Here is a 26312-nt window from a genome sequence, read left to right as displayed (position 1 = left end):
CCCATCGAAAGGCCGTCGTCCTTCCCATGCCCGAGCTGGTCTTCTTCTCCGGAACGATGGACTGCGGCAAAAGCACCCTCGCCCTCCAGATCGTCCACAACCGCACCGCTCGCGGCCTCCAGTCGGTGATCTTCACCAGGGACGACCGCGCGGGCGAGGGCAAGCTCTCCTCGCGGCTCGGCCTGGTCACCGACGCCGTCGAGGTCGCGGACGGCATGGACCTGTACGGCCACGTGGTCGGCGTGCTCAGCCGCGGCGGCCGGGTGGACTACGTGATCGTGGACGAGGCGCAGTTCCTCGCGCCCGAGCAGATCGACCAGTTGGCGCGGGTGGTCGACGAACTCGACCTGGACGTCCACGCGTTCGGCATCACCACCGACTTCCGCACCCGGCTCTTCCCCGGCTCGCAGCGGCTGATCGAACTCGCCGACCGGGTCGAGGCCCTTCAGGTCGAGGCGCTGTGCTGGTGCGGCGAGCGCGCCACCCACAACGCCCGTACGGTCGACGGCGTGATGGTCGTCGAGGGCGCGCAGGTGGTGATCGGCGACGTCGACCGGTCCGGCGAGGTCGGCTACGAGGTGCTGTGCCGCCGTCACCACCGCCGCCGGATGACCAGCGCGACCGCGGGCGCGGGCACGCTCTCGCCCGACGTGCTGCCGGTCACCCACTCCTGACCGCGGCGGTCACCCGCTCATGACGACGGGCCCGGCCGGCCGCACGACGGCGGTCGACCGGGCCCGCCCGCCGGTCAGTTGACGCCGACCGGACCGAAACGCGCCACGACCGTACGGTCCCCGGTCACCGGCACGGTGACCGTCGGCCCGCTGTCGGGCAGTTGGGCGCCGTCGAGCGTCCAGCCCAGCAGTTGAAAGCCGGACGTCGGTACGGCCGTCACGGTCGCGGTGTCGCCGCGCTCGAAGCGGCCCGGCTCCGTCTGGTTCCCGCCGACGGTGACCTTCCCGCCGCTCGCGGGCTCGGCCGTGGCCGTCACCGACTGCTGCACCATGTTGATCGCCATGATGCCCAGCAGCTTCGCGGGACCGGTGGACGTCGCGCCGTTGTAGCGCAGCACGTTGACCGCTGTGACGTCGGCCGAGGCGCCCGCCTTCACGGTGTAACCGCCGTCGCCGAGGTTGTCCGTGCCCAGGTTGAAGGCGCGGACGTCACCGGAGGTGACCACCAGACCGTTGTGCATGCCGTATCCGAAGACATCCGAGACCGTCAGGCCGCGGGCGCCGTCGACATGCACCAGGTCGGTGTTCTTGCGGGTGAACCCGTCGATGGTCTGCGCGAACAGATCGCTGCCGAGGCCCCAGCCGGGAATGCCGAAGCCGGTGCGGTTCACCGCGTTGCCGTTGCTGAGCACACCGTCGACCAGACCGCCGCGGCCCGCGCGCGCCGTGACGCCCCGGTTGAGGAAGACCCCGGTCACCTTGTGCACCACGAAGCCGTCGTTGCCCTCGTCCACGGCGTTCCACGCGTTGGTCAGACCGACGTCGACCACATACGTGCCGCGGCCGGTGCCCCGGATGTCGTACGGGTAGGGGACGTAGCCGGTCGCGGGGTTGTTCTCCGGGTGGAAGACCCGCAGACCGCGCACGCCCGAGCCGTTTCCGGCGAGCGTGACGAAGGCGGCGTCGGTGTCGGCGTTCGCGGTGTTCCGGCCCGCGTAGGCGAACAGCACGGTGCCGCCGCTGGCGCCGTCCTCGTCGCGGTTCGGCGAGGACGAGGCGCCCCGCAGTTCGACCCCGGCCGGTACCCGCAGCCGGCCCTCGACCCGGTACCAGCCCGCTGGCAGGTACACGGTGCCGCCGCCCCGCGCGCCCGCCCGGTCCAGCAGCCGCTGGATGCCCGCGGTGGCGTCGGCGGCGGGCTGGTAGCCCACGCCGTGCGGGACGGCGCCCGCCGCGTACAGCGCGTGCCCGCGAGGCGCGGGCAGGTCGGGTGCGGCGGCCCGGACCGGTACGGGACCGGGCATCGTCACGACCGTGCCGGAGGTCGCGCCGTCCAGCGCCGTGCCGGTGACCTTCACAAATCCCTTGGTGGCGTTGCGGATCGACGCGACGCTGCCCTGGAGCGTGCCCCCGGCCACCGTCATGCCCCAGCGGGTGTCGATGTCGTCCACCTGGAGGGCCACATCGGTGCGCACCACCCGGGTCTGCTGGAACGCGCCGACGAAAGCCGCCCGTTGGCCCTTCACGACCTGGATGCCGGTGCGGTAGTCGGACAGCGAGATCCGGGAGAACTGGTCCCACTCCAGGTCACCGAGGACGAGTCCCGTGCCGTTGGCCCGCGTCCACCGGTCGAGCGCCGACCGCGCGGGCGGGTCGTACGCCGAAGGCGCGTGCGCCCAGTAGGAGTTGGAGAAGGTGATGTCGCTCCAGGTGCCGACGTCCGAGCCGTTGTAACCGGTGGCCCCGGTGAACAGCACCGTCCCCTTGATGTCGGCGAGCGTCGCCGACTCGTGCACCTGGCCCTGCACCGCGGGCCTGCCGCGGTCGTCGGTCTTCGTGGAGACCCCGACACCCTTGTACGAGTTGAGCATCGTGACGTGCGCGACCGTGCTCATCATGAAATTCGCGTCGCTCTGCCAGGCCGAACCCGGAATCTCGAAGGTGTTGTTGTACGGCACCGGGTGGGCCGCGTTCTGCCGCGGGTAGTAGGTGGTCAGACCCTGGACGGAGGCGCTGCCGCCGACCCGGAAGAGCACCGGCCCGTCGGCGCCCGGCGGCAGGTCGGCGCGGATCACCGTGCCGTAGCCGCCGGACCCGCGGTCCGGGTCGCGCCGGTCGCCGATCAGCGAGCAGAAGGCCGGGACCTCGACGGTGGTGGTGAGGCGGTAGGTGCCCGCGCCCAGCCACACCGTGCCGCCGCCCGCGTCCTGGCAGTCGTAGAGCGCGGACTGCACGGCGGCGGTCGCGTCCCTCTTCCCCGAGGTGTCGACGCCGTAGTCGCGGATGTCGAAGTCGGCGACGACCGGAGCGCCGGTCGAGTAGCGGGTGGTGACCAGCTTCGGGTGCGGTGTGACCACCCGCTGGTCGCGGACCTCGAGGACGGCGAGACCCACCTTGGTCTGGCCCGCGCTGTACCCGTGGATCGCCAGCCGGACGTACCGGGCGGTCGTCGGAGCGAAGGCGGTGGTGAACACCGAGCCGCCGACGGCCCCGGTGCGGCCCACGTCTGTGAAGCGCGTCCCGTCCGTGGACACCTGGACGGTGTAGTCGGAGGAGAAGGCGCCGGTCCAGCCGGCCTTGACCTGGTTGAAGCGCTTGGCCGCGCCCAGGTCCACGGTGAAGGTCTCGCCCGTCCCGCCGTCCCCGCTGACCCAGGCGCTGCCGCCGTTCCCGTCGATCGCCGCGGCCGGGGCGGACCCGGCGGCGGTGGACGAGGCGGTGGCGGTGCCCAGGTGCGCCAGGTCGGTGTTCACGGCGGCGGCGTGGAAGACGTCGAGCGCGGCGGCCAGCGCGTGGAAGGCGGTACGGGCCTGCTCGTCGGTGACGCCGGTGCCGTTCGCGACCGCGCGGGCCGCGTCGGCGGCCTGCTGGAGCGCGGCCTTCGCGCCGACCGGGTACTGCCCGTCGCGGGTGCCCTCGCGGGCCGCGAGGTAGGCCAGATCGGCCTGCGCCACAAGCTGCTTGAGGCCGGTCGTCGGGTCGAGCACGCGCGGCAGCGCGGTCACCGAGACGCGGGCGACCTTCAGTTCGGCCGGGCTGCCGCCGGTGGTGATGCGGAAGTCCGAGCCGTTGGAGCGGTTGGTGAGGACCGCGTCGTCCAGCAGGAAGGTGTGGGTCTTCCAGGTCCCCGAGTCGCCGTAGGTGAAGACCGGCGAGTTCTTGAACATCTCCGGGATCGTGTCGCCGGGGGAGTCGTACTGGAGCTGGATCGCTCCGTTGCCCCGGTCGAGGTAGTCGACGGTGACCGCGACCGGGTCGCGGTTGTCGTACAGCGCGGTGTCGTCCACGTTCATGTAGAAGAAGCCGGTCTCGGCGCCCGGGTGGCTCTGGTCGGTTCCCCAGTAGCCGCGGCCCGCCTCCGTGCCGGTCACCAGGTGCGTGTCGTTGTCGCCCGCCCGCGGCGAGATGCCGTGCGCGTCGACCGCGGTGCCGAGGTCCACGGACTGGCCCGCGGCGACCCTCACCGACGCCACCGTCACGTCGGCGGGCGCCCCGTCCTTCGACCCCGACAGCCGCAGCTCACGGCCCGCCTCCGTCCCGAAGTCCGCCGGTACGGTGAAGGCTTCCGTCGTCCATCCGGCCGCTCCGGTGAGCGGCACGCTGCCGACGAGGTCGCTCGCGCCGCGCGTCAGCCGAAGCGTCGTCCCGTCGGGCGCGTCGTCGTACGTCACCGCCACGGTGACCTGGCCGGCGCCGCCGACGGTGTCGGTCCACTCCCGGTCCAGCGCCAGCTTGATGTAGTCCGTGCCGGCCGCCACATCGGTCTGCCAGTACGGCTTTCCGTTCTTCTCACCGGTGCGCAGGCCGTCGGCGGAGTCGCCCGCACTCGCCGTCAGGCCCAGCGTGACCGGTTTCGGGCCGAGGTCGGCGCCGACGCCCAGCGGATACAGCGCCGCCGCGGCGGCCCGCGACGACGGAGGGAGCAGGAGGGCCGCGAGCAGCAGCAGTGCTAACGCGGCGGGGGGCCGCAGCCATCGTGCGAGGGTGGGTCTCATGTGGCTTCTCCTACGGAGGGTCGGTTTCCAGGGGGAAGGGCGGTACGCCAGGTCTTGAGGGGCGCGGGGAACGGTGCGATCAGCCACGACGGGCCTGCGGGGGCAACCGGCCCGCGTCGGGCGGACACTAAGGACGCGCCAGGCGGAGCGTCAGGATCTGGAACGGGCGCAGGTCCAGCGGGAAGGAGCCGTCCCCGGCCCGGGGGAGGGGAGCGGTGGGGCTCTCCAGGAGGTCGGTGACGTGCGCCGCGGCAACGGGGAAGCCGGTGTGCAGCGCCCCGCGCGCGCCGCCGCCGCGCGACTCGTAGAGCCGGACGACCACGTCGCCGCCGCGGTCGTCGGCGAGTTTCACCGTCTCCACGACGATGTCGGGGTTGTCGACGGTGACGAACGACGGCCCGGCGGCGGCCCCGCCGGTCGACGCCGAACTGCCCGGCCGCAGCGGCAGGTTGAAGGAGTAGCCGGAGGCGACGGCGTCGCCGACCCCGGCGCCGACCACCAGGCCGTAGGCGAAGGAGTGCCGCCCCCGGTCGGCCTGCGGGTCGGGGCTGTGCGGCGCGCGCAGCAGCGACAGCCGCAGCGTGGTGGTCGTACCGCCGTCGTCGCGGGTCAGGCGCGAGACGTCGTGGCCGTAGGTGGAGTCGTTGACGACGGCGGCTCCCCAGCCGTGCTCGCCCACGTGCACCCAGCGGTGCGCCCAGAGTTCGAAGCGGGCGGCGTCCCAGCTCGTGTTCTCGTGGGTGGGGCGCTGGACGTGCCCGAACTGGATCTCGGCGCTCTCGCGCTCCGCGTGCACGTTCAGCGGCCACGCGGCCTTGAGGAGGGTGTCCCGCTCCTGCCAGTCGATGTCGGTCCGGACGGTCAACCGGGCGCTTCCGGCAGTGAGTTGCAGGTCCTGCACGAGGTGCGAGCCGCCGAAGGAGCGCGTGACGCGCACCGACGCGAGCAGCGGCCCGGCCTCGGTGACCTCGACGGCGTCGGCGGCGGTGAGGTCGCGGACGGTGTCCCGGTAGTAGCCGTCGATGTTCCAGGCGCTCCACCGGTTGGGGTCGTCCGGGTGGAGTTGCAGCAGATTGCCCGCCGCGCCGGGGGCGATCGCCTCGCGTCCGGCGCGCAGGTCGTACGCGGACCGCACGAGGCCGTCGGCGTCGATCCGTAGCCGCAGCACCCCGTTGTCGAGGGTGATCCCGGTGGTGTCCTCGGTGACCGAGACCGGGGGCAGCGCGGAGCGCACGGCCCGGCCGGTGCCGAAGGCGGGTGCCTCGACGAGGACGGCGGTACGTCCGTCGGACAGCGGCTGGCCGTCGGCGGCGGGGGTGCCCGCGGGCAGGACGGCCACCTCGCGGCGCGCGTAGGGCCCGGCGTTGTAGAAGACGGGTCCCGAGTCGGCGGGTCCTGAGTCGGCGGGTCCCGAACCGGCGGGTCCCGAACCGGCGGGTCCCGCGCCCACCGCGGCCTCGATCACCTCGGCCAACTCGGCCTGCAACTCCCGGTGTACGGCCTCCGCCTCCCGGTGCACCCAGGCGATCGAGGAGCCCGGCAGGATGTCGTGGAACTGGTGCAGCAGCACCCGCCGCCAGATCGACTCCAGCCGCTCGTACGGGTACGGGGCGCCGCCGCGGACCGTGGCCGCCGCCGACCACAGCTCGGCCTCGCGCAGCAGCGCCTCCGCGCGCCGGTTGCCGCGCTTGGTACGGGCCTGGCTGGTGTAGGTGCCGCGGTGATTCTCCAGGTACAGCTCGCCGCGCCAGACCGGCAGCCGCTCGTACTCCTCGCGCGCCTCGTCGAAGAAGGCCGAGGGGTCGCCGACCTCCACGCGGGTGGAGCCCTCCAGGTCGCGCAGCCGCCGCGCCTTCTCCAGCATCTCGCGGGTCGGCCCGCCGCCGCCGTCGCCGAAGCCGAAGGGGGCGAGCGAGCGGGTGGCGGCGCCCTTGTCGGCGAAGTTGTGCTCGGCGTGGGCCAGTTCGGCGCCGGTCAGGGAGGCGTTGTAGGTGTCGACCGGCGGGAAGTGGGTGAAGATCCGGGTGCCGTCGATGCCCTCCCAGTGGAAGGTGTGGTGCGGCAGCCGGTTGGTCTCGTTCCACGAGAGCTTCTGGGTGAGGAACCAGCGGGCCCCGGCCAGCGCGGCGAGCTGCGGGTACGCGGCGGTGTAGCCGAAGGAGTCGGGCAGCCACACGCCGTCCTGCGGGATGCCGAACTCCTCGGCGAAGAACCGCCGCCCGTAGACGAGTTGCCGGGCCAGCGCCTCCCCGCCGGGCAGATTGCCGTCCGCCTCCACCCACATGCCGCCGACCGGCGCCCAATTGCCGTCGGACACCGCCTTCTTGATCCGCTCGAAGATCTCGGGGCGGCGCTCCTTCATCCACGCGTACTGCTGCGCGGAGGAGCAGGCGAAGACCAGCTCCGGGTACTCCTGCGCCAGCGTCGTCATATTGGTGAAGGTCCGGGCGCACTTGCGGACCGTCTCGCGGACCGGCCACAGCCACGCCGAGTCGATATGGGCGTGCCCGACCGCGGTGACGGTGTGCGCGGAGGCGTGCGCGGGCCGGGACAGCACGTCCGTCAGCCGGTCGCGGGCGGCCTGCGCGGTGGCCGCGACCGCGCGCACGTCGACCGCGTCGACCGCCCGCTGGAGCGCCCGCAGGATCTCGTGCCGCCGCGAGCCGTCTGTCGGCAGCTCGCGCATCAGCTCGTCCAGCACCTCCATGTCGTGCAGCAGGTGCCACACCGCGTCCTCGCGCACCGCGATCTCGGCGGCGCGCAGCCGGTACAGGTGCTCCTCGCCCGCGGTGTCCCGCGAGCCGTAGTGCGTGCCGACCGCGAGCGCGCCCTCGATCATCGGGTTCGCGGCCAACTCCACCAGCAGCTCGACCGGTTCGCCGCCCGCGGCGGGCTCCGCGAGCAGCACCGAGCGGTGGTGCGGGTGCAGGCCCTGTACGGGTGCGCCCGCCGCGTCGTGGACGAAGCCCTCGGCCTGGCCGCCGGGGCCCTTCGTCGGGTCGAAGCCGAGGTCGAAGACGGCCTCCACCCGGCGGCCCGCCCAGGCCGCCGGTATCCGGCCGGTCGCCCGCAGCCAGGTCGTCGACCACGGACCGCCCCAGGTGTCGCCGATCGCGGCGGGCGCGTACGTCGCGGCCAGCGCGTCGGCCACCGGTACGGGTTCGCCCGGCACCTGCCAGGCGGCGAGATCGAGGGTCAGCGCGTCACTGTAGAGGGCGGGACGGACCACCTGAGCGAGGAATTTGGTGATCCGCTCTTCGACGATGTGCCGGTCGTCATGCACAGTTGCGTTTCCTTCTGCCGTGGGCGGGCGGGGGCCGGAATGGGCGGGCGGATGCGGGAGGGCGAGTGCTCGCGGGAAAGCCGTGGGGGACGTGGGGGAGGGGTCAGGTACGGCGCTCCGCTCCGGCCGTACGCCAGGTGCGCCGGGGCGTGAAGCCCAGCAGCTCCGTGCAGGCGGCCGTGTCGAAGAGCGAGGCGTGGTCCGGGAGGCCGCTGCGCAGCGGCACCCCCGGATGGTGACGGGCCATCAGTTCCGCGGACGGCAGCGCGGATGTCGTGTCGGCGGCCGTGACGTTGACGACGTGACAGCCGGTCAGCTCGGTCTCCAGCGCGCGCCGTACCGCCTCGGCCGCGTCCAGGGTGTGCAGCCAGCCCCACAGGTCGTGCCGCTGACCGGCCGGGTCGGCGGCGCAGGCGTCCAGGAAGTGGCCGAGCCGGTCGCCGGTCCCGGTGAAGGGCAGCCGCAGACAGACCGCGTCCAGGCCCCAGCGCCGGTGTGCGGTGCGTGCCACCTCCTCCAGCGCGGCCTTCGACAGGCCGTACGGGTCGCGCAGCACGCTCGGATGGGCCTCGTCCAGCGGGACGTAGGACGGCGAGACCGGCACCGGTGACCAGGCCAGGCCCACCGCGGCCATGCTGGAGGCGGCCACCACCCGGCGCACCCCGGCCCGGCCCGCCTCCTCGAACACCCGGTGCGCCGTCAGGCAGTTGTGCCCGAACAGCGTGCTCGGGTCGGTGTCGTTCGGGTGCGGGATCGCCCCGAGGTGCACCACCGCCTCCGCGCCCGCCATGGCCTCGCGGACCAGTTCCGGGTCCTGGAGGTCGCCGGTGTGCACGCGCGCGGCGCGCGGCTCGGTCACCGGCAGCAGGTCGGTGAGCACCAGGTCGTGCCCCGCGGCCAGCAGCGCCGCGGTGACATGGCCGCCGATGTGTCCGGCGGCCCCCGTGATCAGGACGCGCATCAGCCCTTCACCGCCCCGACCAGGCCGTTGACGAAGTAGCGCTGGAGGCTCAGGAACAGCAGCGCTACCGGGATGACGACGATCAGCGCGCCCGCCATCAGGTTGTTGTAGTGCGGCACGTTCGACGAGGCGAGCGTCTGGAGCCCGAGCGGCAGCGTGTACGTGCTCTCGTCGTTGAGCGACACCCGCGTCAGCAGATATTCGTTCCAGGTGGGGATCGCGGTGAGCAGCGCCACCGTGATCAGCGCGGGCCGGGCCAGCGGCAGATAGATCCGGGTGAAGATGTGGAACTCGTTGGCGCCGTCGACCCGCGCCGACTCCCGCAACTCCCGTGGCACGGCGCTGAAGGCGCCGGTCATCAGCAGCACCGACAGCGGCGCGCCGCCGTTGACGAAGGGCAGCACCAGACCGATGTGCGTGCCCAGGATGCCCATCTTGTTCTCCAGCAGCACGATCGGCAGCATCACCGTGATGCCGGGCACGAACAGCAGCGCGACGAAGAGCTTCTGGAGCAGGCCGCGGCCGGGGAAGTCCAGCACCGCGAAGGCGTATCCGGCCGCCGCGTACACCCCGAGCGTCAGCACCACGGTGAGCGCGGTGACCTGAAGGCTGTTCAGGAAGTAGTGGAAGAAGTGCAGTTGGTTCCAGGTGTGGGTCAGCGTGTCCAGCGTCGGGTGGTGCGGGATCAGATGGCCGCCGCGTACCACCTCGACCTGGTCCTTGAAGGCGGCCGAGACCATCCACAGGAAGGGGTAGACGCTGACCAGGCCGTAGAGCGTCAGCAGGATGCCGACGGTCCAGCGCGCGGCGGCGCGCGAGACGGCGGCCCTGGCCGGCGAGGCGGGTCCTGTGGTGCGCGAGGGGCCCGCGCCGGAGATGTTCGTCGTCATGTTCTGCTCCGCATGACTCGCAGGTTGATCAGGGCGAGCACCACGGCGGCGGCGAACAGCAGCCAGCCGAGGGCGCTCGCCAGGCCGAGCGTCGGCGCCAGGTCCTTGAGGAAGGCCAGCCGGTACGCCTCGAGGCCGAGGACGTTGGTGTGGTCTCCGGGACCGCCGTTGGTCATCACCAGGAAGGTCTGGAAGCCCTGGAGGGAGTCGCGGAGATTGAGCAGCACGACGATCGAGGTGATCGGCCGGACCAGCGGCCACACCACCGACATGTTCGTCCGCCACCATCCGGCGCCGTCGAGCTGCGCGGCTTCCATCACGCTGCGGTCGATGGTCTGAAGACCGGTGAGGTACATCAGCATCGCGACCGGCACCGCCCCCCACACGGTGACCACGATCATCGTGGGCAGCGCGGTGTGCGGGTTGCCGAGCCAGCCCTGCGGCTGCGCGAGCGACCCCATGCCGACGCTGCTGAGCAGGGTGTTGACCGCGCCGTCCGGCTGGAGGATGTACTGCCAGGCGAAGAAGACGGCGATGCCGCTGGTGACGTACGGCACGAAGTACACCGAACGCAGCACGCCCTGCATCCGCTTGGCGGAGTTGAGCAGGATCGCCAGCGGGAAGGACACCGCGACGGTCAGCAGCGGGACGGCGATCATCACGTACAGGGTGTGGAGCGCCGCGTGGTGCAGCCGGGGCGCGTAGGCCGGATTCTGCCAGAGCAGGTCCTTGTAGTTCTGGAGGCCGACCCAGTCCCAGTGCGGCGCGAAGCCGTTCCAGCGGGCGAAGCTCAGCAGGAAGCCGTAGCCGACGGTGTACAGGCCCATGACCGCGAAGAGCACGACGGCGGGGGCGACGAACAGGTAACCGGAGACGGCCTCGTAGCCGCGGCGGCGCGGGGGGCGCGCGCCGCGGCCGGCGGCGGCGCGCGCGGCCGGCCGGGGATCGCCTCCCCGGCCGGCGCCGGCCGTCTCCGTGAGCGTGGGACGGGGTGCGGTGGTCACTTGGACGTCGCCCAGAAGGAGTTGTTGAGCTTGGCCATCGCCTTGCCGGTCTGGTCCACGCTCTTCTGCTTCAGCGGCGTCAGGTCGGCCAGCACCTCGCCCATCGAGTCCTGGTCGTACGTCGGCGGCCGGAAGGTGTTGTCGCTCGGGTCGTAGGTGGTCTCCGGCGTGCCGACGAAGGTCTTCAGCATGTCGGCGAGGGTCGGGCCCATCACCGAGGCGGCGTCCGCGCCGAGTTCGGTGGCGGGCACGTCGGTGGCGTCCTTGGCGAACTTCGAGGCGATGTCGGGCCGCGCCAGGAACTTCATCCACTTCTCGGCGTTGTCCGGGTGCTTGCTGGTGGAGGTGACCGTCAGACCGGTGAGCGCCAGCGGGCCGAGCGCCCGGTGGGGCACCGCGCCGTCGCCCGGCGAGGGCAGGCCGAAGGCCATCACGTCGTCGGGGTTCATGCCGTTCTGCTGGAGGAAGGCCAGCGTGAAGGTGCCGCCGATGTCGAAGGCCGACTTGCCCTGGGCGAACGCCTGGTCGGCCGCGTCGATGTCGAGGGTCTGGGTGCCCGGCATCCAGTACGGCTGGAGCTGCGCGTACTGCGTGAGGACCTTGGTGCCGTCGGCGGAGGAGAAGTCCGCGCCGGCGTCCTTGCCGAACAGCGCCTGGTACTTCTCCTTGCCCAACTGGGCGAAGGCCAGCGGCTGGAGGACCCAGGTCAGACCGGTGGCCTTGACCTTCAGACCGAGGCTGACCCCGCCGTTCTTCGGGTCCTTGGTGGTGGTGGCCTTCAGGTCGGCCAGGAACTCGTCCCAGTTCGCGGGGGCCTTGGTGATCCCGGCGGCGGCCAGCATCTTCTTGTTGGCCATGACGATGCCGAAGGTCCCGGAGGTGAAGGGCACGCTGAAGCGCTGGCCCTTGCTCACGCCGTGCGTCTTGGAGTCGGCGGGCTTGGACTCGGTGTACTTCGCGTCCGTGACGGTGCCCGAGACCTGGACGCCCTTCTGGTACAGGCCGCTCCAGGCGGCGTCGACGTCGCCCGCGATGTCCTTGGCTATGCCGGTGGCGCCGAGCACCAGGTCCTCGCCGTCGGAGTGCGTCTCCAGCACATCGGGCAGGTCGTGGGTCTTGGCGGCGGCCTGGAGCTTGGTGCTGTACGCGTCGTCCGGTCCGTACGCCTCGATCTTGACGGTGATGCCGGTCTGCTTCTTGAACTCGGCCGCCGCGTTGCGCAGTCCGGCGACGTGCGACTGCTTGAAGGTCCACATCTCCAGCGACTTGCTGTCCCCCGATCCGGAGGAGCCGCCGCCGCAGGCGGCCAGCGGGCTCAGCGAGAGGACGGTGGCCACAGCGGCTGCGGCGAGTCTCGTCTTCGGGGTAAAACGTGCGAATGGTGTGTTCATGGGCCCCTACCTAGGATTCGACCGTTCAGAAGACCGAATGACGTTGGAGTGACTGAACTTAGGGTCGTGTTTGATATAGCGTCAAGACGCACGCCGCGATGGGAGTGGGCACTCTTATGCGTCGTGCATCGGCGGCGGGGAGCGGAGGATCGGTGGAATCGGTGGCAGAAGCGGCGCGCGGGCGGAAGCCCGAAGAGGTGAAGTCCGCAGCTCGGGTACTGGAAGTGCTCGAACTGCTCGGCGCGGACGGCGCCCGGCTCTCGCTGGCGGAGATGGCGACGGCGATGGCGGTGCCGAAGAGCAGCCTGCACGCCATCCTGCGCACGATGCAGGCGCGCCGGTGGGTGGATCTCGACCCGTCAGGGACGCGCTACAGCCTCGGTCTCAAGGCGCTGTTGACGGGCACCGCCTACCTGGAGGGCGACGACGTCACCAGCCTGGCGGGGCCGGTGCTCGACGCGCTGGCCGAGGAGACCGGCGAGGCCGTGCACCTGGGCAGGCTCGACGGCACGCACGTCGTCTACCTGGCCAAACGCGAGTCGCGGCACGCGCTGCGGATGTACTCCGCGGTCGGCCGCAGGCTCCCCGCGCACGCCACGGCGCTCGGCAAGGCGGTGCTCTCGCAGTACGACCACGCCGAGGTGCAGCGGCGGCTGGACTGGCCGCTGGAGCGGATGACCCCGACCACGGTGGTCGATCCCGACGCGTTCCTGGCCCAGTTGGCCGAGGCGCGGCTGCGCGGCTGGGCGGCGGACGACGGCGAGAATTCCGTCGACATCCGCTGCGTCGCGGTCGCGCTCGGCGACGGCCAGGGCGAGGACGCGATCAGTTGCTCGGCGCCCAAGAGCCGGATGGACGACGCGCGGGTCGAGGAGGTCGCGCAGGCGGTCACCGAGGCCGCGCAGTCGCTGAGCACCCTGCTCAAACGGCTGGGCCAGCACTGACGGGCCGCCGCCACCGCGCCGACCGGCCGCGGGCCGGCCGCTGAACCGGCACGGGCCGCCCGCCGGCTCGCCGCCCGCCTGCCGCCGGGCCTGACGCGCTGTCGGGCCCGGCCTGACGGGCCGTCCGGCCGACCGGGGCGTGCCGACCCCTTGTGTGTCCCGCGTGGCGGGGGTTACGGTCGTTCCGAGTTTGTCAAAGTGATTGACAAACTCGGAATGCCCTCTCTACGTTCGGATACCGGTACGTCATTCCGTTACCTGTACGTGGGAGTTCGTATGGCATTGCCTGATGCCGGCCCCGCACCGCTCGCCCCGGCCCCCTGGGTCGACGAGCGCGGCGCCAAGATCCGCATCACGGCCGTTCGCACCTTTCTGACCGCCCCCCACGGGTGCCCCCATCTCATCGTCCGCGTCGAGACCGGCGAACCGGGCCTCTACGGCCTCGGCTGCGCCAGCGACCCCCAGCGCACGCTGGCCGTCCGCTCGGTGCTCGACGACTACCTCGCCCCGCTGCTCACCGGGCGGGACCCCGACGACATCGAGGACATTCACCGGCTGATCCTCAACAGCGCCTACTGGCGCGGCGGTTCGGTCACCGGCAACGCGCTCGGCGGCATCGACGTCGCCTTGTGGGACCTCAAGGCCAAGCGCCTCGGCGCGCCCCTGCACTCGCTGTTCGGCGGCAAGGTCCGCGCCTTCGCCGAGGCGTACACGCACGTCGACGGCCGCGACGCCGCCGAGATCGCCGACAAGGTCCAGGCCGCGAGGGAACACGGCTACCGGCACGTCCGGATCCAGGCCGCCGTGCCGGGCGCCGACACCTACGGCGCCTCCGGCGGCGGCACCGCGGACGCCGACGCGGTACGCGAGCGGCGCGCGCCCTGGGACAGCGCGGGCTATCTGCGGCACGTGCCGGGCGTTCTCACCCGTGTGCGCGAACTCGTCGGCGATGACGTCGAGTTGCTGCACGACGTGCACGAACGGCTCGACCCCCGGCAGGCCAGGGACTTCCTGCGCAGGGTCGAGGACGCCGGACTGTACTTCGTGGAGGACCTGCTCGCGCCCGAGGACACCCGGCACTTCAAGCGGCTGCACGACGCCTCACCCGTACCGCTCGCGGTCGGCGAACTCTTCCACGACACCGCCCAGTTCACCGCCCTGCTGGACGGCCCCGACATCGACTTCGCGCGGATCCGCGTTCCCACCCTCGGCGGCCTCACCCCCGCCCGCAAGATCGCGGCCTTCTGCGAACTGCGCGGTGTCCGGCTCGCGCCGCACGGCCCCGCCGACGTCAGCCCGGTCGCCCAGGCCGCCACCTTGGCCATGGACATCTCCAGCCACGCCTTCGGCGTCCAGGAGGCCGCGGTCTTCAGGCCGCCCGTCCACGAGGTGTTCCCCGGCACGGTCACCGCGACCGCGGGCGGCCTCGTACCCCATGACACCCCGGGCCACGGAGTGGACTTCGACGAGGCCGCCGCCCGCCGTCACCCCGTGCCCGAACCCCTGGCCCACGACCGCTGGGCCCTGCTGCGCAACACCGATGGGAGCGTGCAACGCCCGTGACGAATCCGATCAGAGCCGGTGAACCCGGAGCCGGAGCCGACCAGGACGGGGCCGGCCGGGAGCGGTCCGCACGACGGGCGTTGGTGGTACGCGGCGGCTGGGAGGGCCACGCGCCGATCGCGATCACCGACCTCTTCCTGCCCTTCCTCAAGGACGAGGGCTTCACCGTCCAGACCGCGCAGTCGCTCGACGTCTACGCCGACCGGGACTTGATGGCCGCCACCGACCTCGTCGTCCAGTGCTGGACGATGGGCGAGATCAGCGGCGAGCAGACCAGGGGCCTGGCCGAGGCGGTCAGGGCGGGCACCGGCTTCGCGGGCTGGCACGGCGGGATCGTCGACTCCTTCCGCGGCGACGTCGACTACCAGTTCCTGACCGGCGGTCAGTTCCTCATGCACCCGGCGGGATTCCTCGACTACCGGGTCCATGTGCGGCCCGAGCGCGCCGACCACCCGGTGATCGCCGGGATCGGCGACTTCGACGTGCACACCGAGCAGTACTGGCTGGCCACCGACCCCGACATCGACGTGCTGGCCACCACGACCTTCCCGCCGGACGGCGAGCGCGCGCACCCGGTCGTGATGCCCGCGGTGTGGACCAGGAGGCAGGGCGCGGGACGGGTGTTCGTGTCCGCCATCGGGCACAAGGCCGACGACTTCGACGTGCCCGAGGTGCGGGCGCTGACCGAGAGGGGACTGCTGTGGGCGAGCCGTTGAGGATCGGCATGGTCGGCGCGGGCAAGATCAGCGGCCAGTACCTGGACACCATCGCCGGGCTCGAAGGGCTGCGGCTGACCGCTGTCACCGACCTCGACCCCGGCCGGGCCAAGGAGGCCGCCGAGCGCGCGGGCGCCGAAGTGGCTGCGAGCGTTGCGGAGTTGGTGGCGCGCGACGACGTGGACGCCGTCCTGAACCTCACCGTCCCCGCCGTGCACGCCGAAGTGGCGCTGGCCGCGGTCGCCGCGGGCAAGCACGTCTACGGCGAGAAGCCGCTCGCCGCCACCCGCGAGGAGGCCGCCGCCGTGCTCGCCGCCGCGCGCGCCGCGGGCGTCCGGGTCGGCAGCGCGCCCGACACCGTACTCGGCACCGGCACCCAGACCGCCCGCAAGGCCGTGGACGACGGGCTGATCGGCACGCCCGTCGCCGCGACCGCCTTCATGACCACCGCGGGACACGAAGCCTGGCACCCGGACCCGGAGTTCTACTACCGGCCCGGCGGCGGCCCGCTGCTCGACATGGGCCCGTACTACCTGTCCGCGCTGGTCCACCTGCTGGGCCCGGTCGTCAAGGTCACCGGCGCCGTCGCCACCCCGCGCGCCGAACGCGCCATCGGCAGCGGCCCGCGCGCCGGGGCGCGCTTCCCCGTCGAGGTCGACACCCACGTCACCGGCGTCCTCCAGCACGAAGGCGGCGCCCTCACCACGCTGATCATGAGCTTCGACATCCACGCCGCCCGGCTGCCGCGGATCGAGGTGTACGGCACCGAGGGCTCGCTGTCCGTCCCCGACCCCAACGGCTTCGACGGCCAGGTCGAGTTGTTCACCGACGGTACGTGGCAGCCGCTGCCGGTCTCGGCGGGATACCGCGGCGCGGGGCGCGGCACCGGTCTCGCGGACCTCGCCGCCGCCGTCGCCGCCGGACGCCCGCACCTGGCGTCGGCCGAACTCGCCCAGCACGTACTGGACGTGATGCTGACACTGCTGGACGCCGCGCACGACGGGACGGCGCTGCCGGTCACCAGCGGCTGCGAGCGGCCCGCGCGGGTGGATTCCGTGACACCGTAATTCCACCGAGGGCGGCAGGAAGGGCCACGGCCCTTCCTGCCGCCTTTTGCCGTTCCCGATGTCAGGCGAATTAACTGACGGCTGACTCCCTTTTCGGTTCCAAATTAGCCTGACAATTTGATAGTTGCAGGTCACGACCTGCGAGAAGAAGGAATTCGCGCGAGGCGTTGACTTGATAACACACATGGTTTTACATGGCGGTTACTGGCTGGACAGGAAGGGCTGCCGATGCATGACCGGATGAAGTCCGGCGAAGAGCGCATAGCCGCATTCCTCGCCGAACGGCTGCGCCCCGCGCTCTACCCGCAGAAGCTGCCCATGGACGTCGGCGCCTGGCACATCGCGGGCGAGCCCGTCCCCGCCGAGGTCGCGCTGCGCGCCGACTACACGCCGTTCGCCGTCGGCGAGGCGTGGGGGCGCCCCTGGGCGACCACCTGGTTCAGCGTCCACGCCACCGTGCCGGAGCGCTGGGCCGGGCGGCGGGTCGAGGCGCTGTTCGACCTCGGCTCGGGACCCGACGACGGGACGGGAGAGGGAACCGGGGCGTGGACCGGGGCCTCCGGCGGCCCAGCCGAGGGCCTGGTGCACGACGCGCACGGCATCCCGCTCCAGGGCCTGCACCCCGGCCTCGGCGCCGTCCTGATCGCCGGCTCCGCCACCGCCGGCTCGTCCGTACGGCTGCTGGTCGAGGCCGCCGCCAACCCGCGGATCGCGGCGGGCAGCGGCGCGGGCACCCGGTACGGCGACCCGGCCACCGCGGGCGACACCCTCCTGTACCGGCTGCGCCGCGCCGACCTCGCCGTGCGCGACGAGGACGTCTGGCAGCTCGTCCACGACGTGCAGACCCTCGAAGGGCTGATGCGCGCGCTGCCCGAACAGCAGCCGCGCAGGCACGAGATCCGGCTCGCGCTGGAACGCGCCCTGGACGCCGTCGACCCGCGAGCCGTCGGCCGCACCGCCGGATACGCCCGTACGCTGCTGACCGACGTGCTCGCCCGGCGCGCCCACGAGTCCGCGCACACCGTGACCGCCGTCGGCCACGCGCACCTCGACTCCGCCCGGCTGTGGCCGGTGCGCGAGACGGTCCGCGAACGCGCCCGCGCCTTCAGCACGATGGCCGCGCTCGCCGACGAGTACCCCGAACTGGTCGTGGCCGCCTCCAGCGCGCAGCACTACGCCTGGATGAAGGACCACCAGCCGCATGTCTTCGAGCGGATACGCAAGGCGGTCGCGGACGGCAACTGGGCGCCGGTCGGCGGCATGTGGGTGGAGGCCGACACCGAACTGCCCGGCGGCGAGGCGCTGGTGCGCCAGCTCGTGCACGGACGGCGTTTCTTCCGCGACGAGTTGGGCACCGAGACCGACGGCGTGTGGCTGCCCGGCGCCTCCGGCGCGTCCGCGGCCTTCCCGCAGCTCGCCGCGCTCGCGGGCGCCCGCTGGTTCCTCGGCCGCCGCCCGGAGCCCGGCCGCGGCTCCGCGCTGCCGCACCACACCTTCCGCTGGGAGGGCCTGGACGGCACGAGGCTCTTCGCGCACCTCGCTCCGGTCGGGACCGACGGCGAACGCGGAACCGAGGCCCCTGCGCTGACCGGCGGCGACCTCGTACGGTCCGTGGACGACTTCGCCGACAAGGGTGACGCGACCCGCTCCCTGCTGCCCTTCGGCCGCGGCGACGGCGGCCCCGACCGGTCGATGCTGGAGCGCGCCCGCCGCCTGGCCGACCTCGACGGCGCGCCGCGCGTCACCCTCGGCGCCCCGGCCCGCTTCTTCCGCGACGCCCAGGCCGAGTATCCGGCCGCCCCCGTGTGGCGCGGCGAACTCGACCTCGCGCCGCACCTGGGCACGTACACCAGCCAGGCGCGCACCAAGCGCGGCAACCGGCGCAGCGAGGCGCTGCTGCACGAGGCCGAGCTGTGGTCGGCGACCGCCGCCGTACGGCACGGAATCCCGTACCCCTACGACGAGTTGGAGCGGCTGTGGAAGAAGGTGCTGCTCCAGCAGTGCCACGACATCCTGCCCGGCACGTCGATCGCCTGGGTGCACGAGGAGGCCGAGCAGACCCACCGGGACGTACGGCGCAGGCTGGAACGGCTGATCCGGCGGGCGGTCGGTGACCCGGACGGCGCGACCGTGCTCAACGCGGGGCCGCGGGCCCGCCGCGAGGTCGTCGTCCTCGAACCGGAGGACGGCCCGGTGCCCGGCACGCTCCTGACCGGCACTCTTCCCCTCGACGCCGCACAGCCTGGCACCGCACAGCCTGGCACCGCCCGACCCGGCACCGTACAGCCTCGTGCGGCGCGGCCCGGCACCGTACAGCCGCTGTCCGACGGCCGGTTCGCGGTCCTCGCGCAGGCCCCCGCGCACGGCTCAGGACCCGCGGGCATCGCGCTCGGCGACCTCGCCCCGGTCACCGTGACGGCGGGCGCGGACGGCGGCCACGTCCTGGACAACGGGCTGCTGCGAATACGGGTCGACGCGGCCGGTCTGGTGCGGTCCGCCGCCGACCTCGGCACCGGACGCGAGGCCATCGCGCCCGGCGCGGCGGGCAATCTGCTCCAGCTGCACCGCGACGAGCCCGGCGGCTGGAGCGCGGCGCGCTACGCCCCGGCGGCCGGGTCCCGCGATCTGGACCGGGCCGACCGGGTGGAGGTCACCGCCGCGGGACCGCTGCTGGCCCGGCTGCGGATACTGCGCGGCACCGGACGCTCCACCGTCGTACAGGAGTTGACGCTCACCGCGGGCAGCCACGCGCTGACCGTCGACACCGAGGTCGACTGGCGCGAGCAGGACACCGTGCTCAAGGCCGCCTGGCCGCTGGACGTGCACGCGGAACACAGCCGCGCGGAAACGCAGTTCGGCCACGTCGCGCGCCCCACCCACGGGAACACCGACGGGGACGCGGCCCGCCGCGAGTCGGTCGCGCACCGCTGGATCCACGTCGGCGAGCACGGCTGGGGCGTCGCGCTCGCCGGGGACTCGACGTACGGCTACGACGTGACACGGCACACCCGCGAGGACGGCGGCACCACCACCGTCGTGCGCAGCACGCTGCTGCGCGCCCCGCGCAGCCCCGACCCGCACGCCGACCGCGGACTCCAGCGCTTCCGGCACCGGCTGCGGCCCGGCGCCGACGTGGACGACGCCGTCTCCGAGGGCTACGCGCTGCACCTGCCGCTGCGCCCCGGCCCGGACACCGGCACCGTCACCCGATCCGATTCCCCTCCCGGCAACACTTCTGACGCGGCGTCACCGCCGCCGCTGGTCACCGTCGACCACCCCGACGTCGTGGTCGAGACGGTCAAACTCGCCGACGACCGCAGCGGCGACGTCGTGGTCCGGCTGTACGAGTCGCGCGGCGGGCGGGCCCGCACCGTCCTGACCGCGGGCTTCCTCGCGACGGCCGTCCAGGAGACGGACCTGCTGGAGGAACGGCTCGCCGACCACCCGCACGACGACGGACGCACCCCGCTGACGCTCCGCCCGTTCCAGGTCCTCACCCTGCGGCTGATCCGCCCCCGCGAAGGCCAGGAGGGCCGCGTTGCCTGAAACACCCCACTCGCCGCTCTCCGAAGTGCCCTCGCAGGAAAGGGCGTTGCCCACCTTCCCCGACGAGCGGCGCCCGCCGGGACCGCCGGACGCGCGGACGCGGGACCTGCTGCGCCAGTGGGCCGCGGGCGACGGTCCGCTCGCCACCCGCGCCAGGGTCGTCCTGCTCGCCACCGAAGGACTGCGGGACGCCGAGATCTCCCGGCGGCTCGGCGTCTCCCGGCAGACCGTGGGCAGTTGGCGGCACCGCTGGCAGAGCGCGGGGCTGCGCGGCCTCGAACAGCGGCCCCGCACCGGCAGACCCGCCACCGTGGACGAGGCCGAGGTGGTCACCCGGGCACTGCTCGCGCCCGGCGGCAGCGGCGCCAGCCGGGCCATCGCCCGCGAACTGGGCCTGTCCCACGCCACGGTGGCCGCGATCAGACGCCGCTGGCAGCTCACCGCGGACGAGACGACACCCGCCCCGCACGTACCGACCAGACCGCCGCTGCCCGGCACCGACGTGTGGGTGATGGGCCTGTACGCCGACGCGCGCGGCGCCGTCCTACTCGCCGGCACCCGCGCCGCGGCCCCGGCGCCGGGACCCGCGGCCACCGTCATCGGCGAGGACGTCCTGGCCGGACTCGGCCGGGCCCTCGACGGGATGCGCCTGGCCGTGGCCCCGGACCCCGGCGGCCCGCCGCCGCTCGGGCTCACCGGCTACCTCGCGGCGGCGGCCGAACACCACCCGGACATCGCCCTGCACGCGATCACCCTCTGGGAGACCGGCCGGATCTCCGCGCCCCCGCCCGGCACCACGCCGGTGACCTTCCACCAGCTCCCGGCCCGCTCCACCTGGCGCGGCTTCCTGCGCGCCATGATCGCCCTGGACAGCACCAGCCACCCCGAGTCCTCCCGGCGGGTCTACCTCGACCTGGTCGCCGCGCTGGAACGGCAGACCGCGGGCGCGCCGGGCCCGGTCCGCTGGCTGCGCGAGAACGTCGCGGGCCACCTGCGCGCCCCGCACACCCCCGAGGCCGTCGCGCACCCGCCCTCGTTCAGCGGCGTCAACCAGATCGACCTCGGCTCCTTCAACGAGTGCGTGGTGATCGAGACCGTCCGGCTGTCCGGCACCATCACCCGCGGCGAGATCGCCCACCGCACCGGACTCACCCAGCAGTCGGTCTCCCGGATCGCCCGCTCGCTGCTCGACCGCGGCATCCTCGTCGAGGACGCGCAGCGGCGCGCCACCTCGGGCAAGCCCCGCACTCCCGTGCGGCTCAGCGGCACCGCCGCGCACGCGCTCGGCCTGCACATCGACCCCGAGGTGCTGACCGCCGTCGTCATCGACCTCGACGGCGCGATCGTCTGCACCCGCACCCGGCCGGTGAGCGCCGACATCGACCCGGCCGAATTCGTCGCGCAGGTGGTTGAGTTGGGCCGCGAGACGCTGCAAAAGGCGGGCGGCGCGGTCCGCGAGGACGGCTTCCTCGGCATCGGCGTCGCGGTGCCGGGCCCGGTCGACATCGCCTCCGGTACGGTGCTCGGCCCGCCGCTGCTGTCGGCCTGGAACGACCTTCCGCTGCTCTACCTGCTCAAGGACCACTTCCCGTGCCCGGTGATCATCGAGAAGGACTCGCTGGCCGCGGCGGCGGGGGAGCGGTGGATCGGCCGCGACCGCAGGGCCCGCGACTTCGCGTACCTCTACCTCGGTACGGGCGTCGGCTCCGGGCTCTACCTCAACGGCGACCTCTACCGGGGCGTCAGCGCCAACGCCGGTGAGTTCGGGCAGCTCTGCGCCATCGCGCTGGGCCGGGTGGACGCCGACGGGCGGCCCGAGCTGCTGCCCGAGTGCAATCCGCCGGTCTCCGTGACCGACTTCGCGGTCCGCCGTGGCCTGCCCGCCGCCGACGCCGCCCGCGGCAGCACCGCCGCCTACCGGGAGGTCGGCCGGGCCGCGGCGGCCGGTGACCCGGCCGCGACGGCCGCGCTGCGCGAGGTGGCGGGCGCCGTCGGACGCGGCGCGCTCGGCCTGGTGGACCTGCTGGACATCGACCTCATCGTGCTCGGCGGCCCGTTCTTCACCGACGACGTCGCCGACTTCTACCTGGACGAGATCGGCCGCGCCGTCAACGAATTCCCCACCGCCCGCAGGCTGCGCCGGGTCGAGGTGGAGCGCTCGGTGCTGAGCGCCGAGGCCGCCGCCGTCGGCGCCGCGTCGACCATCTTCCACGCCACGTTCACCCCGCGGCTGCGCGGGCGCGAGCGGCCCTGACCGCGACCCGAGCCCGGACCGGCTCCGGGCACAGGCCGGTGAGCAGCCCGCTTCCAGCTTTTTGCAGCGAGAAGTCAAAAAATGCCGGTCCGATCGCGTTCTTTGTCTTGACGCTGCGTCAAAGATGGCAACACACTGCCCAACTGATGACGCGAGACCCGGACTTCCTTCGGACTTGCACCGAAGTCGGTACCGGCATCTGCTCGATGCTGCTCGATGACGACGGAGGCAGGATGGACGAGCGAAAGCGCCGACGCGCGGGACTGGCCGCGGTCTGCGCCATGGCGTGTGCGATCGGTCTGACGGCGGGCTTCGGCCCGAGCGCGGCCGCGAACACCCCACAGGAGGCGGTCGCCGCCACCCCGGTCTACCTCGACACCCACTACTCCTTCCAGGAGCGGGCCGCCGACCTGGTGTCGAGGATGACCTTGCAGGAGAAGGTCCAGCAGCTCAGCACCAACAGCGGCCCCGCCATCCCCCGGCTGGGCGTCCAGCAGTACACGTACTGGAGCGAGGGCCAGCACGGCGTCAACACCCTCGGGGCCAACCAGAACAACGGCGGGGCGCAGGGCGGCGTCCACGCCACCAGCTTCCCGACCAACTTCGCCTCGTCCATGTCCTGGGACCCGGCGCTGCTCTACCAGGAGAGCACCGCGATCTCCGACGAGGTGCGCGGCTTCGTCGACAAGTCGCTCTTCGGCACCGGCCAGAACAACCTCGGCCCGTCCGCCGACGACTACGGCTCGCTGACCTACTGGGCGCCGACGGTCAACCTCGACCGCGACCCGCGCTGGGGCAGGACCGACGAGGCGTTCGGCGAGGACCCGTACTTCGTCGGGCAGATGGCCGGCCAGTTCGTCGACGGCTACCAGGGCAACAACCCCGACGGCACCTCGAAGACCGGCTATCTGAAGGTCGCCTCCACCGCCAAGCACTACGCGCTCAACAATGTCGAGGACAACCGCACCGGCATCAGCTCCGACGTCAACGACACGGACCTGCGCGACTACTACACCGCGCAGTTCCGCTCGCTGATCGAGGACGCGCACGTGTCCGGGCTCATGACGTCGTACAACGCGATCAACGGCACCCCGTCGGTCTCCGACACCTACACCACCAACCAACTCGCCCAGCGCACCTACGGGTTCAACGGGTACATCACCTCCGACTGCGGCGCGGTCAGCACCAACTGGCGGCAGTTCCCCGGCGGTCACGACTGGGCGCCGCCCGGCTGGACCACCGACCACAAGGACAACCCGACGTGGACCGAGACCGCCACCGGCACGACGATGTCCGGGCAGGCCGGCGGCCAGGCGTACGCGCTGCGGGCCGGTACCGACCTCAACTGCACGGGTGACGAGGCGACCACCGCCAACATCCAGGAGGCCATCGAGGCGGGCGCGCTCAGCGAGGGCGTGGTCGACACCGCCCTGGTGAAGGTCTTCACCATCCGCATGGAGACCGGCGAGTTCGACCCGGCGAGCGCGGTGTCGTACACGAACATCACCAAGGACCAGATCGAGAGCCCGGCCCACCAGGCGCTCGCCACCACGGTCGCCGACAACTCCCTGGTGCTGCTGAAGAACGACAAGCGGGCCTCGGGCGGCGGCAAACTGCTGCCCGCCGACCCCGCCACCACCAAGAAGGTCGTCGTCATCGGCGACCTCGCCAACACCGCGACGCTCGGCCTGTACTCGGGTGACCCGACCTACCGGACCAGCCCGCTGCGCGGCATCCAGAACGAGATCCACGCGATCGACCCCACGGCGTCCGTGGTCTACGACGCGGCGGGCACCTCGTCCACCGGCACCGGCGCCGCGGTGCTGTCCGACAAGACCAAGGCCGACATCAAGGCCGCCGACCTCGTGGTGCTGTTCGTCGGCACCACCCAGGCCAACGGCGACGAGGGCAACGACCGCGACAACCTGAACATGCCCGGCAACTACCAGTCGCTGATCGACCAGACGTCGGCGCTCGGCACCGACAAGCTCGCCCTGGTCATCCAGTCCGACGGCCCGGTCGACATCCAGAAGGAGGCCGCCGCCGGCTCACCGGTCTCCTCGATCGTCTTCAGCGGCTACAACGGCCAGTCGCAGGGCACCGCGCTCGCCCATGTGCTCTTCGGCGACGTCAACCCGTCCGGGCACCTCAACTTCACCTGGTACAAGGACGATTCACAGCTCCCCGACAAGCAGAACTACGGGCTGACCCCGAGCGCCACCGGCGGCCTCGGCCGTACGTACCAGTACTTCACCGGCGCCCCCACGTACCCCTTCGGCTACGGACTCAGCTACAGTTCCTTCTCCTTCACCTCGGTCAGCGCCAACAAGACGCAGATCACGCCGGACGGCACCGTGAAGATCGGCGTGGACGTCACCAACACCGGCAAGACGGCGGGCGCCACGGTCGCGCAGCTCTACGCGGCGACCCCCTTCACCGTCCCCGGCGTGGAACTGCCCGCCAAGCGGCTGGCGGGCTTCGCCAAGACCAAGGTGCTGGGGCCCGGCAAGAGCCAGCACCTGACCATCACCGTCAAGGCCGCCGACCTGTCCTTCTGGGACGCCAAGAGCTCCCGGCAGACCGTCTACAACGGCACCTACGCGTTCCGGCTCGGCCCGGACTCCGCGCACCCGGCGGGCACCGCGAACGTGAGGATCAGCGGCACTCTGACGCCCAAGGTGCGCTACGTCACCGTGCAGCCCGAGAGCGTCGTCCACGACGCGGGCCAGACCTTCTCGCTCACCGGCAAGAACAAGTGGATCAAGGACGACACCAACCCGGCGAAGGAACAGCGCGACCTGTCCGTCACCGCGGACGACGTCGTGGAGGCCGTCAACAACGACCAGTCCTTCGTCGACCTGTCCACCGCCAAGGTCACGTACCGCAGCAGTGACCCGGCGGTCGCCACCGTCGACAAGAACGGCCTGGTGCACGCCGTGGCCGACGGCGTCGCCACCGTCTCGGCGACCGTGGGCGGCGTCACCGGCTCCACCCCGGTCGTGGTCCGCGGCACCCTCACGCTCAAGGCGCTGCCGATCGCCAAGGCGGGCAGCACCCTGACCGCGACCACCACCTACACCAACGGCGCCGCGTCCGCGGTGCGGAACGTGTCGGTCACGCTCGCCACCCCGGCGGGCTGGACGGCCACGGCCACCAGCCCGGCGACCTTCGACACCGTCGGCGCGGGCCAGAAGGCCACCACCACCTGGCAGGTGACCGTCCCGGCCGGTGCGGACCCCGACAGCTTCACCCTGGACGCCACCGTCATCACCCCCTCCGGGGAGGAGAGCGCCCAGGCCCCCGTCACCGTGCCGTACGCGTCACTGACCGCCGCCTACAACAACTCCGGCATCAGCGACGACGCCCACACCACGACCGGCAGCCTGGACGGCGAGGGCGCCAGCTTCTCGCTCCAGGCGCTGGCCGCCCTGGGCTGGCACGCGGGCCAGAACACCGACCACGACGGGGTGTCCTTCCCCTGGCCCGCCACCGCGGGCACCGGGGACCCCGACAACGCCGTGGCCGGCGGCCAGGCCGTCGAGATCACCGGCACCGGAACCAAGCTGGGCTTTGTGGGCACCAGCGCCTTCGGCGCCACCTCCGGCACCGGCACCATCGTCTACACCGACGGGACCACGCAGACCTACGCGCTGGCCCTGTCCGACTGGTGGGCCGGATCACCGTCGCAGGGCAGCGACTTCGCCGCCAGCACGCCCTACCTCAACAACGGCGGCGGACAGCAGCAGCAGACCGTGCACATCTCCGCGGCCACCGTGGACCTGCTGCCCGGAAAGACCGTCCAGGCGATCACCCTGCCCAACGTGAGCAAGACGCAGGTCGACCACCAGGTCGCCATGCACCTGTTCTCGATCGCGATCGGCGGCTGACACGCAGCGGCGGGGGGGGGGCCCCCCCGGGGGGGGGGGGGGGGGGGGCGCCGCGGGGGGGGGGGGGGGGGGGGGCGCCCCGGGGGCCGCGGGGGGGGCGGGGGGGGGGGCGGGGGGGGCCGGGGGGTAGGGTGAGG

At 72.5% G+C, this 26312-nt stretch carries 14 protein-coding genes; 8 read left to right on the top strand and 6 right to left on the bottom strand.

Annotated features, from left to right (window positions below; all coding sequences use genetic code 11):
• Window positions 1–26: 26 nt before the first annotated feature.
• Window positions 27–674, top strand: a complete 648-nt coding sequence (locus tag ACIOC1_RS30680) for a thymidine kinase (protein WP_355338403.1) — start codon at window positions 27–29, stop codon at window positions 672–674.
• 74 nt (window positions 675–748) lie between these two features.
• Here ACIOC1_RS30680 and ACIOC1_RS30675 read toward each other — a convergent pair whose 3' ends face one another.
• The 6 genes from ACIOC1_RS30675 to ACIOC1_RS30650 form a co-directional block, all read right to left on the bottom strand.
• Complete coding sequence (locus tag ACIOC1_RS30675) at window positions 749–4669, bottom strand: discoidin domain-containing protein (protein ID WP_401857190.1); 3921 nt, start codon at window positions 4667–4669, stop codon at window positions 749–751.
• A gap of 127 nt (window positions 4670–4796) precedes the next feature.
• The gene (locus ACIOC1_RS30670; protein WP_401857188.1) at window positions 4797–7952 is read right to left on the bottom strand and encodes an alpha-mannosidase; all 3156 of its coding nucleotides are present in this window, start codon (window positions 7950–7952) and stop codon (window positions 4797–4799) included.
• Between the two features lie 103 nt (window positions 7953–8055).
• Window positions 8056–8913 (bottom strand): NAD-dependent epimerase/dehydratase family protein, encoded by an 858-nt coding sequence (locus ACIOC1_RS30665; RefSeq protein WP_401857186.1) that lies wholly within the window; start codon window positions 8911–8913, stop codon window positions 8056–8058.
• Complete coding sequence (locus ACIOC1_RS30660) at window positions 8913–9803, bottom strand: ABC transporter permease subunit (protein ID WP_391048933.1); 891 nt, start codon at window positions 9801–9803, stop codon at window positions 8913–8915. Before ACIOC1_RS30660 ends, ACIOC1_RS30665 begins: the two co-directional genes overlap by 1 nt.
• Entirely contained in the window at window positions 9800–10807 is a 1008-nt protein-coding gene (locus ACIOC1_RS30655; RefSeq protein ID WP_391163838.1) for an ABC transporter permease subunit, read from the bottom strand. Before ACIOC1_RS30655 ends, ACIOC1_RS30660 begins: the two co-directional genes overlap by 4 nt.
• Window positions 10804–12198 (bottom strand): extracellular solute-binding protein, encoded by a 1395-nt coding sequence (locus tag ACIOC1_RS30650; RefSeq protein ID WP_391048929.1) that lies wholly within the window; start codon window positions 12196–12198, stop codon window positions 10804–10806. The genes ACIOC1_RS30655 and ACIOC1_RS30650 overlap by 4 nt, the downstream gene beginning before the upstream one ends.
• Window positions 12199–12395: 197 nt before the next feature.
• Here ACIOC1_RS30650 and ACIOC1_RS30645 point away from each other — a divergent pair, with 197 nt between their 5' ends.
• From ACIOC1_RS30645 to ACIOC1_RS30615, 7 genes are all read left to right on the top strand, one after another.
• Complete coding sequence (locus tag ACIOC1_RS30645; protein ID WP_401857183.1) at window positions 12396–13142, top strand: IclR family transcriptional regulator; 747 nt, start codon at window positions 12396–12398, stop codon at window positions 13140–13142.
• Between the two features lie 276 nt (window positions 13143–13418).
• Window positions 13419–14705 (top strand): enolase C-terminal domain-like protein, encoded by a 1287-nt coding sequence (locus ACIOC1_RS30640; protein WP_355338427.1) that lies wholly within the window; start codon window positions 13419–13421, stop codon window positions 14703–14705.
• Between the two features lie 80 nt (window positions 14706–14785).
• The gene (locus ACIOC1_RS30635) at window positions 14786–15421 is read left to right on the top strand and encodes a ThuA domain-containing protein (RefSeq protein WP_401857300.1); all 636 of its coding nucleotides are present in this window, start codon (window positions 14786–14788) and stop codon (window positions 15419–15421) included.
• Window positions 15406–16488 (top strand): Gfo/Idh/MocA family protein, encoded by a 1083-nt coding sequence (locus ACIOC1_RS30630; protein ID WP_401723866.1) that lies wholly within the window; start codon window positions 15406–15408, stop codon window positions 16486–16488. Before ACIOC1_RS30635 ends, ACIOC1_RS30630 begins: the two co-directional genes overlap by 16 nt.
• A 228-nt stretch (window positions 16489–16716) precedes the next feature.
• The gene (locus ACIOC1_RS30625) at window positions 16717–20034 is read left to right on the top strand and encodes an alpha-mannosidase (RefSeq protein ID WP_401857180.1); all 3318 of its coding nucleotides are present in this window, start codon (window positions 16717–16719) and stop codon (window positions 20032–20034) included.
• Window positions 20027–22288 (top strand): ROK family protein, encoded by a 2262-nt coding sequence (locus tag ACIOC1_RS30620; protein WP_401857178.1) that lies wholly within the window; start codon window positions 20027–20029, stop codon window positions 22286–22288. The genes ACIOC1_RS30625 and ACIOC1_RS30620 overlap by 8 nt, the downstream gene beginning before the upstream one ends.
• A 233-nt stretch (window positions 22289–22521) precedes the next feature.
• A complete protein-coding gene (locus tag ACIOC1_RS30615; RefSeq protein ID WP_401857176.1) occupies window positions 22522–26175 on the top strand; it encodes a glycoside hydrolase family 3 C-terminal domain-containing protein in 3654 nt (1217 codons plus the stop codon).
• The last annotated feature ends 137 nt before the right edge of the window (window positions 26176–26312 follow it).

Source organism: Streptomyces sp. NPDC088197, assembly GCF_044741185.1.
GTDB lineage: Bacteria > Actinomycetota > Actinomycetes > Streptomycetales > Streptomycetaceae > Actinacidiphila.
The sequence above is the reverse complement of the archived record's forward strand: the minus strand, read 5'-3'. Positions and strand labels throughout refer to the sequence as shown.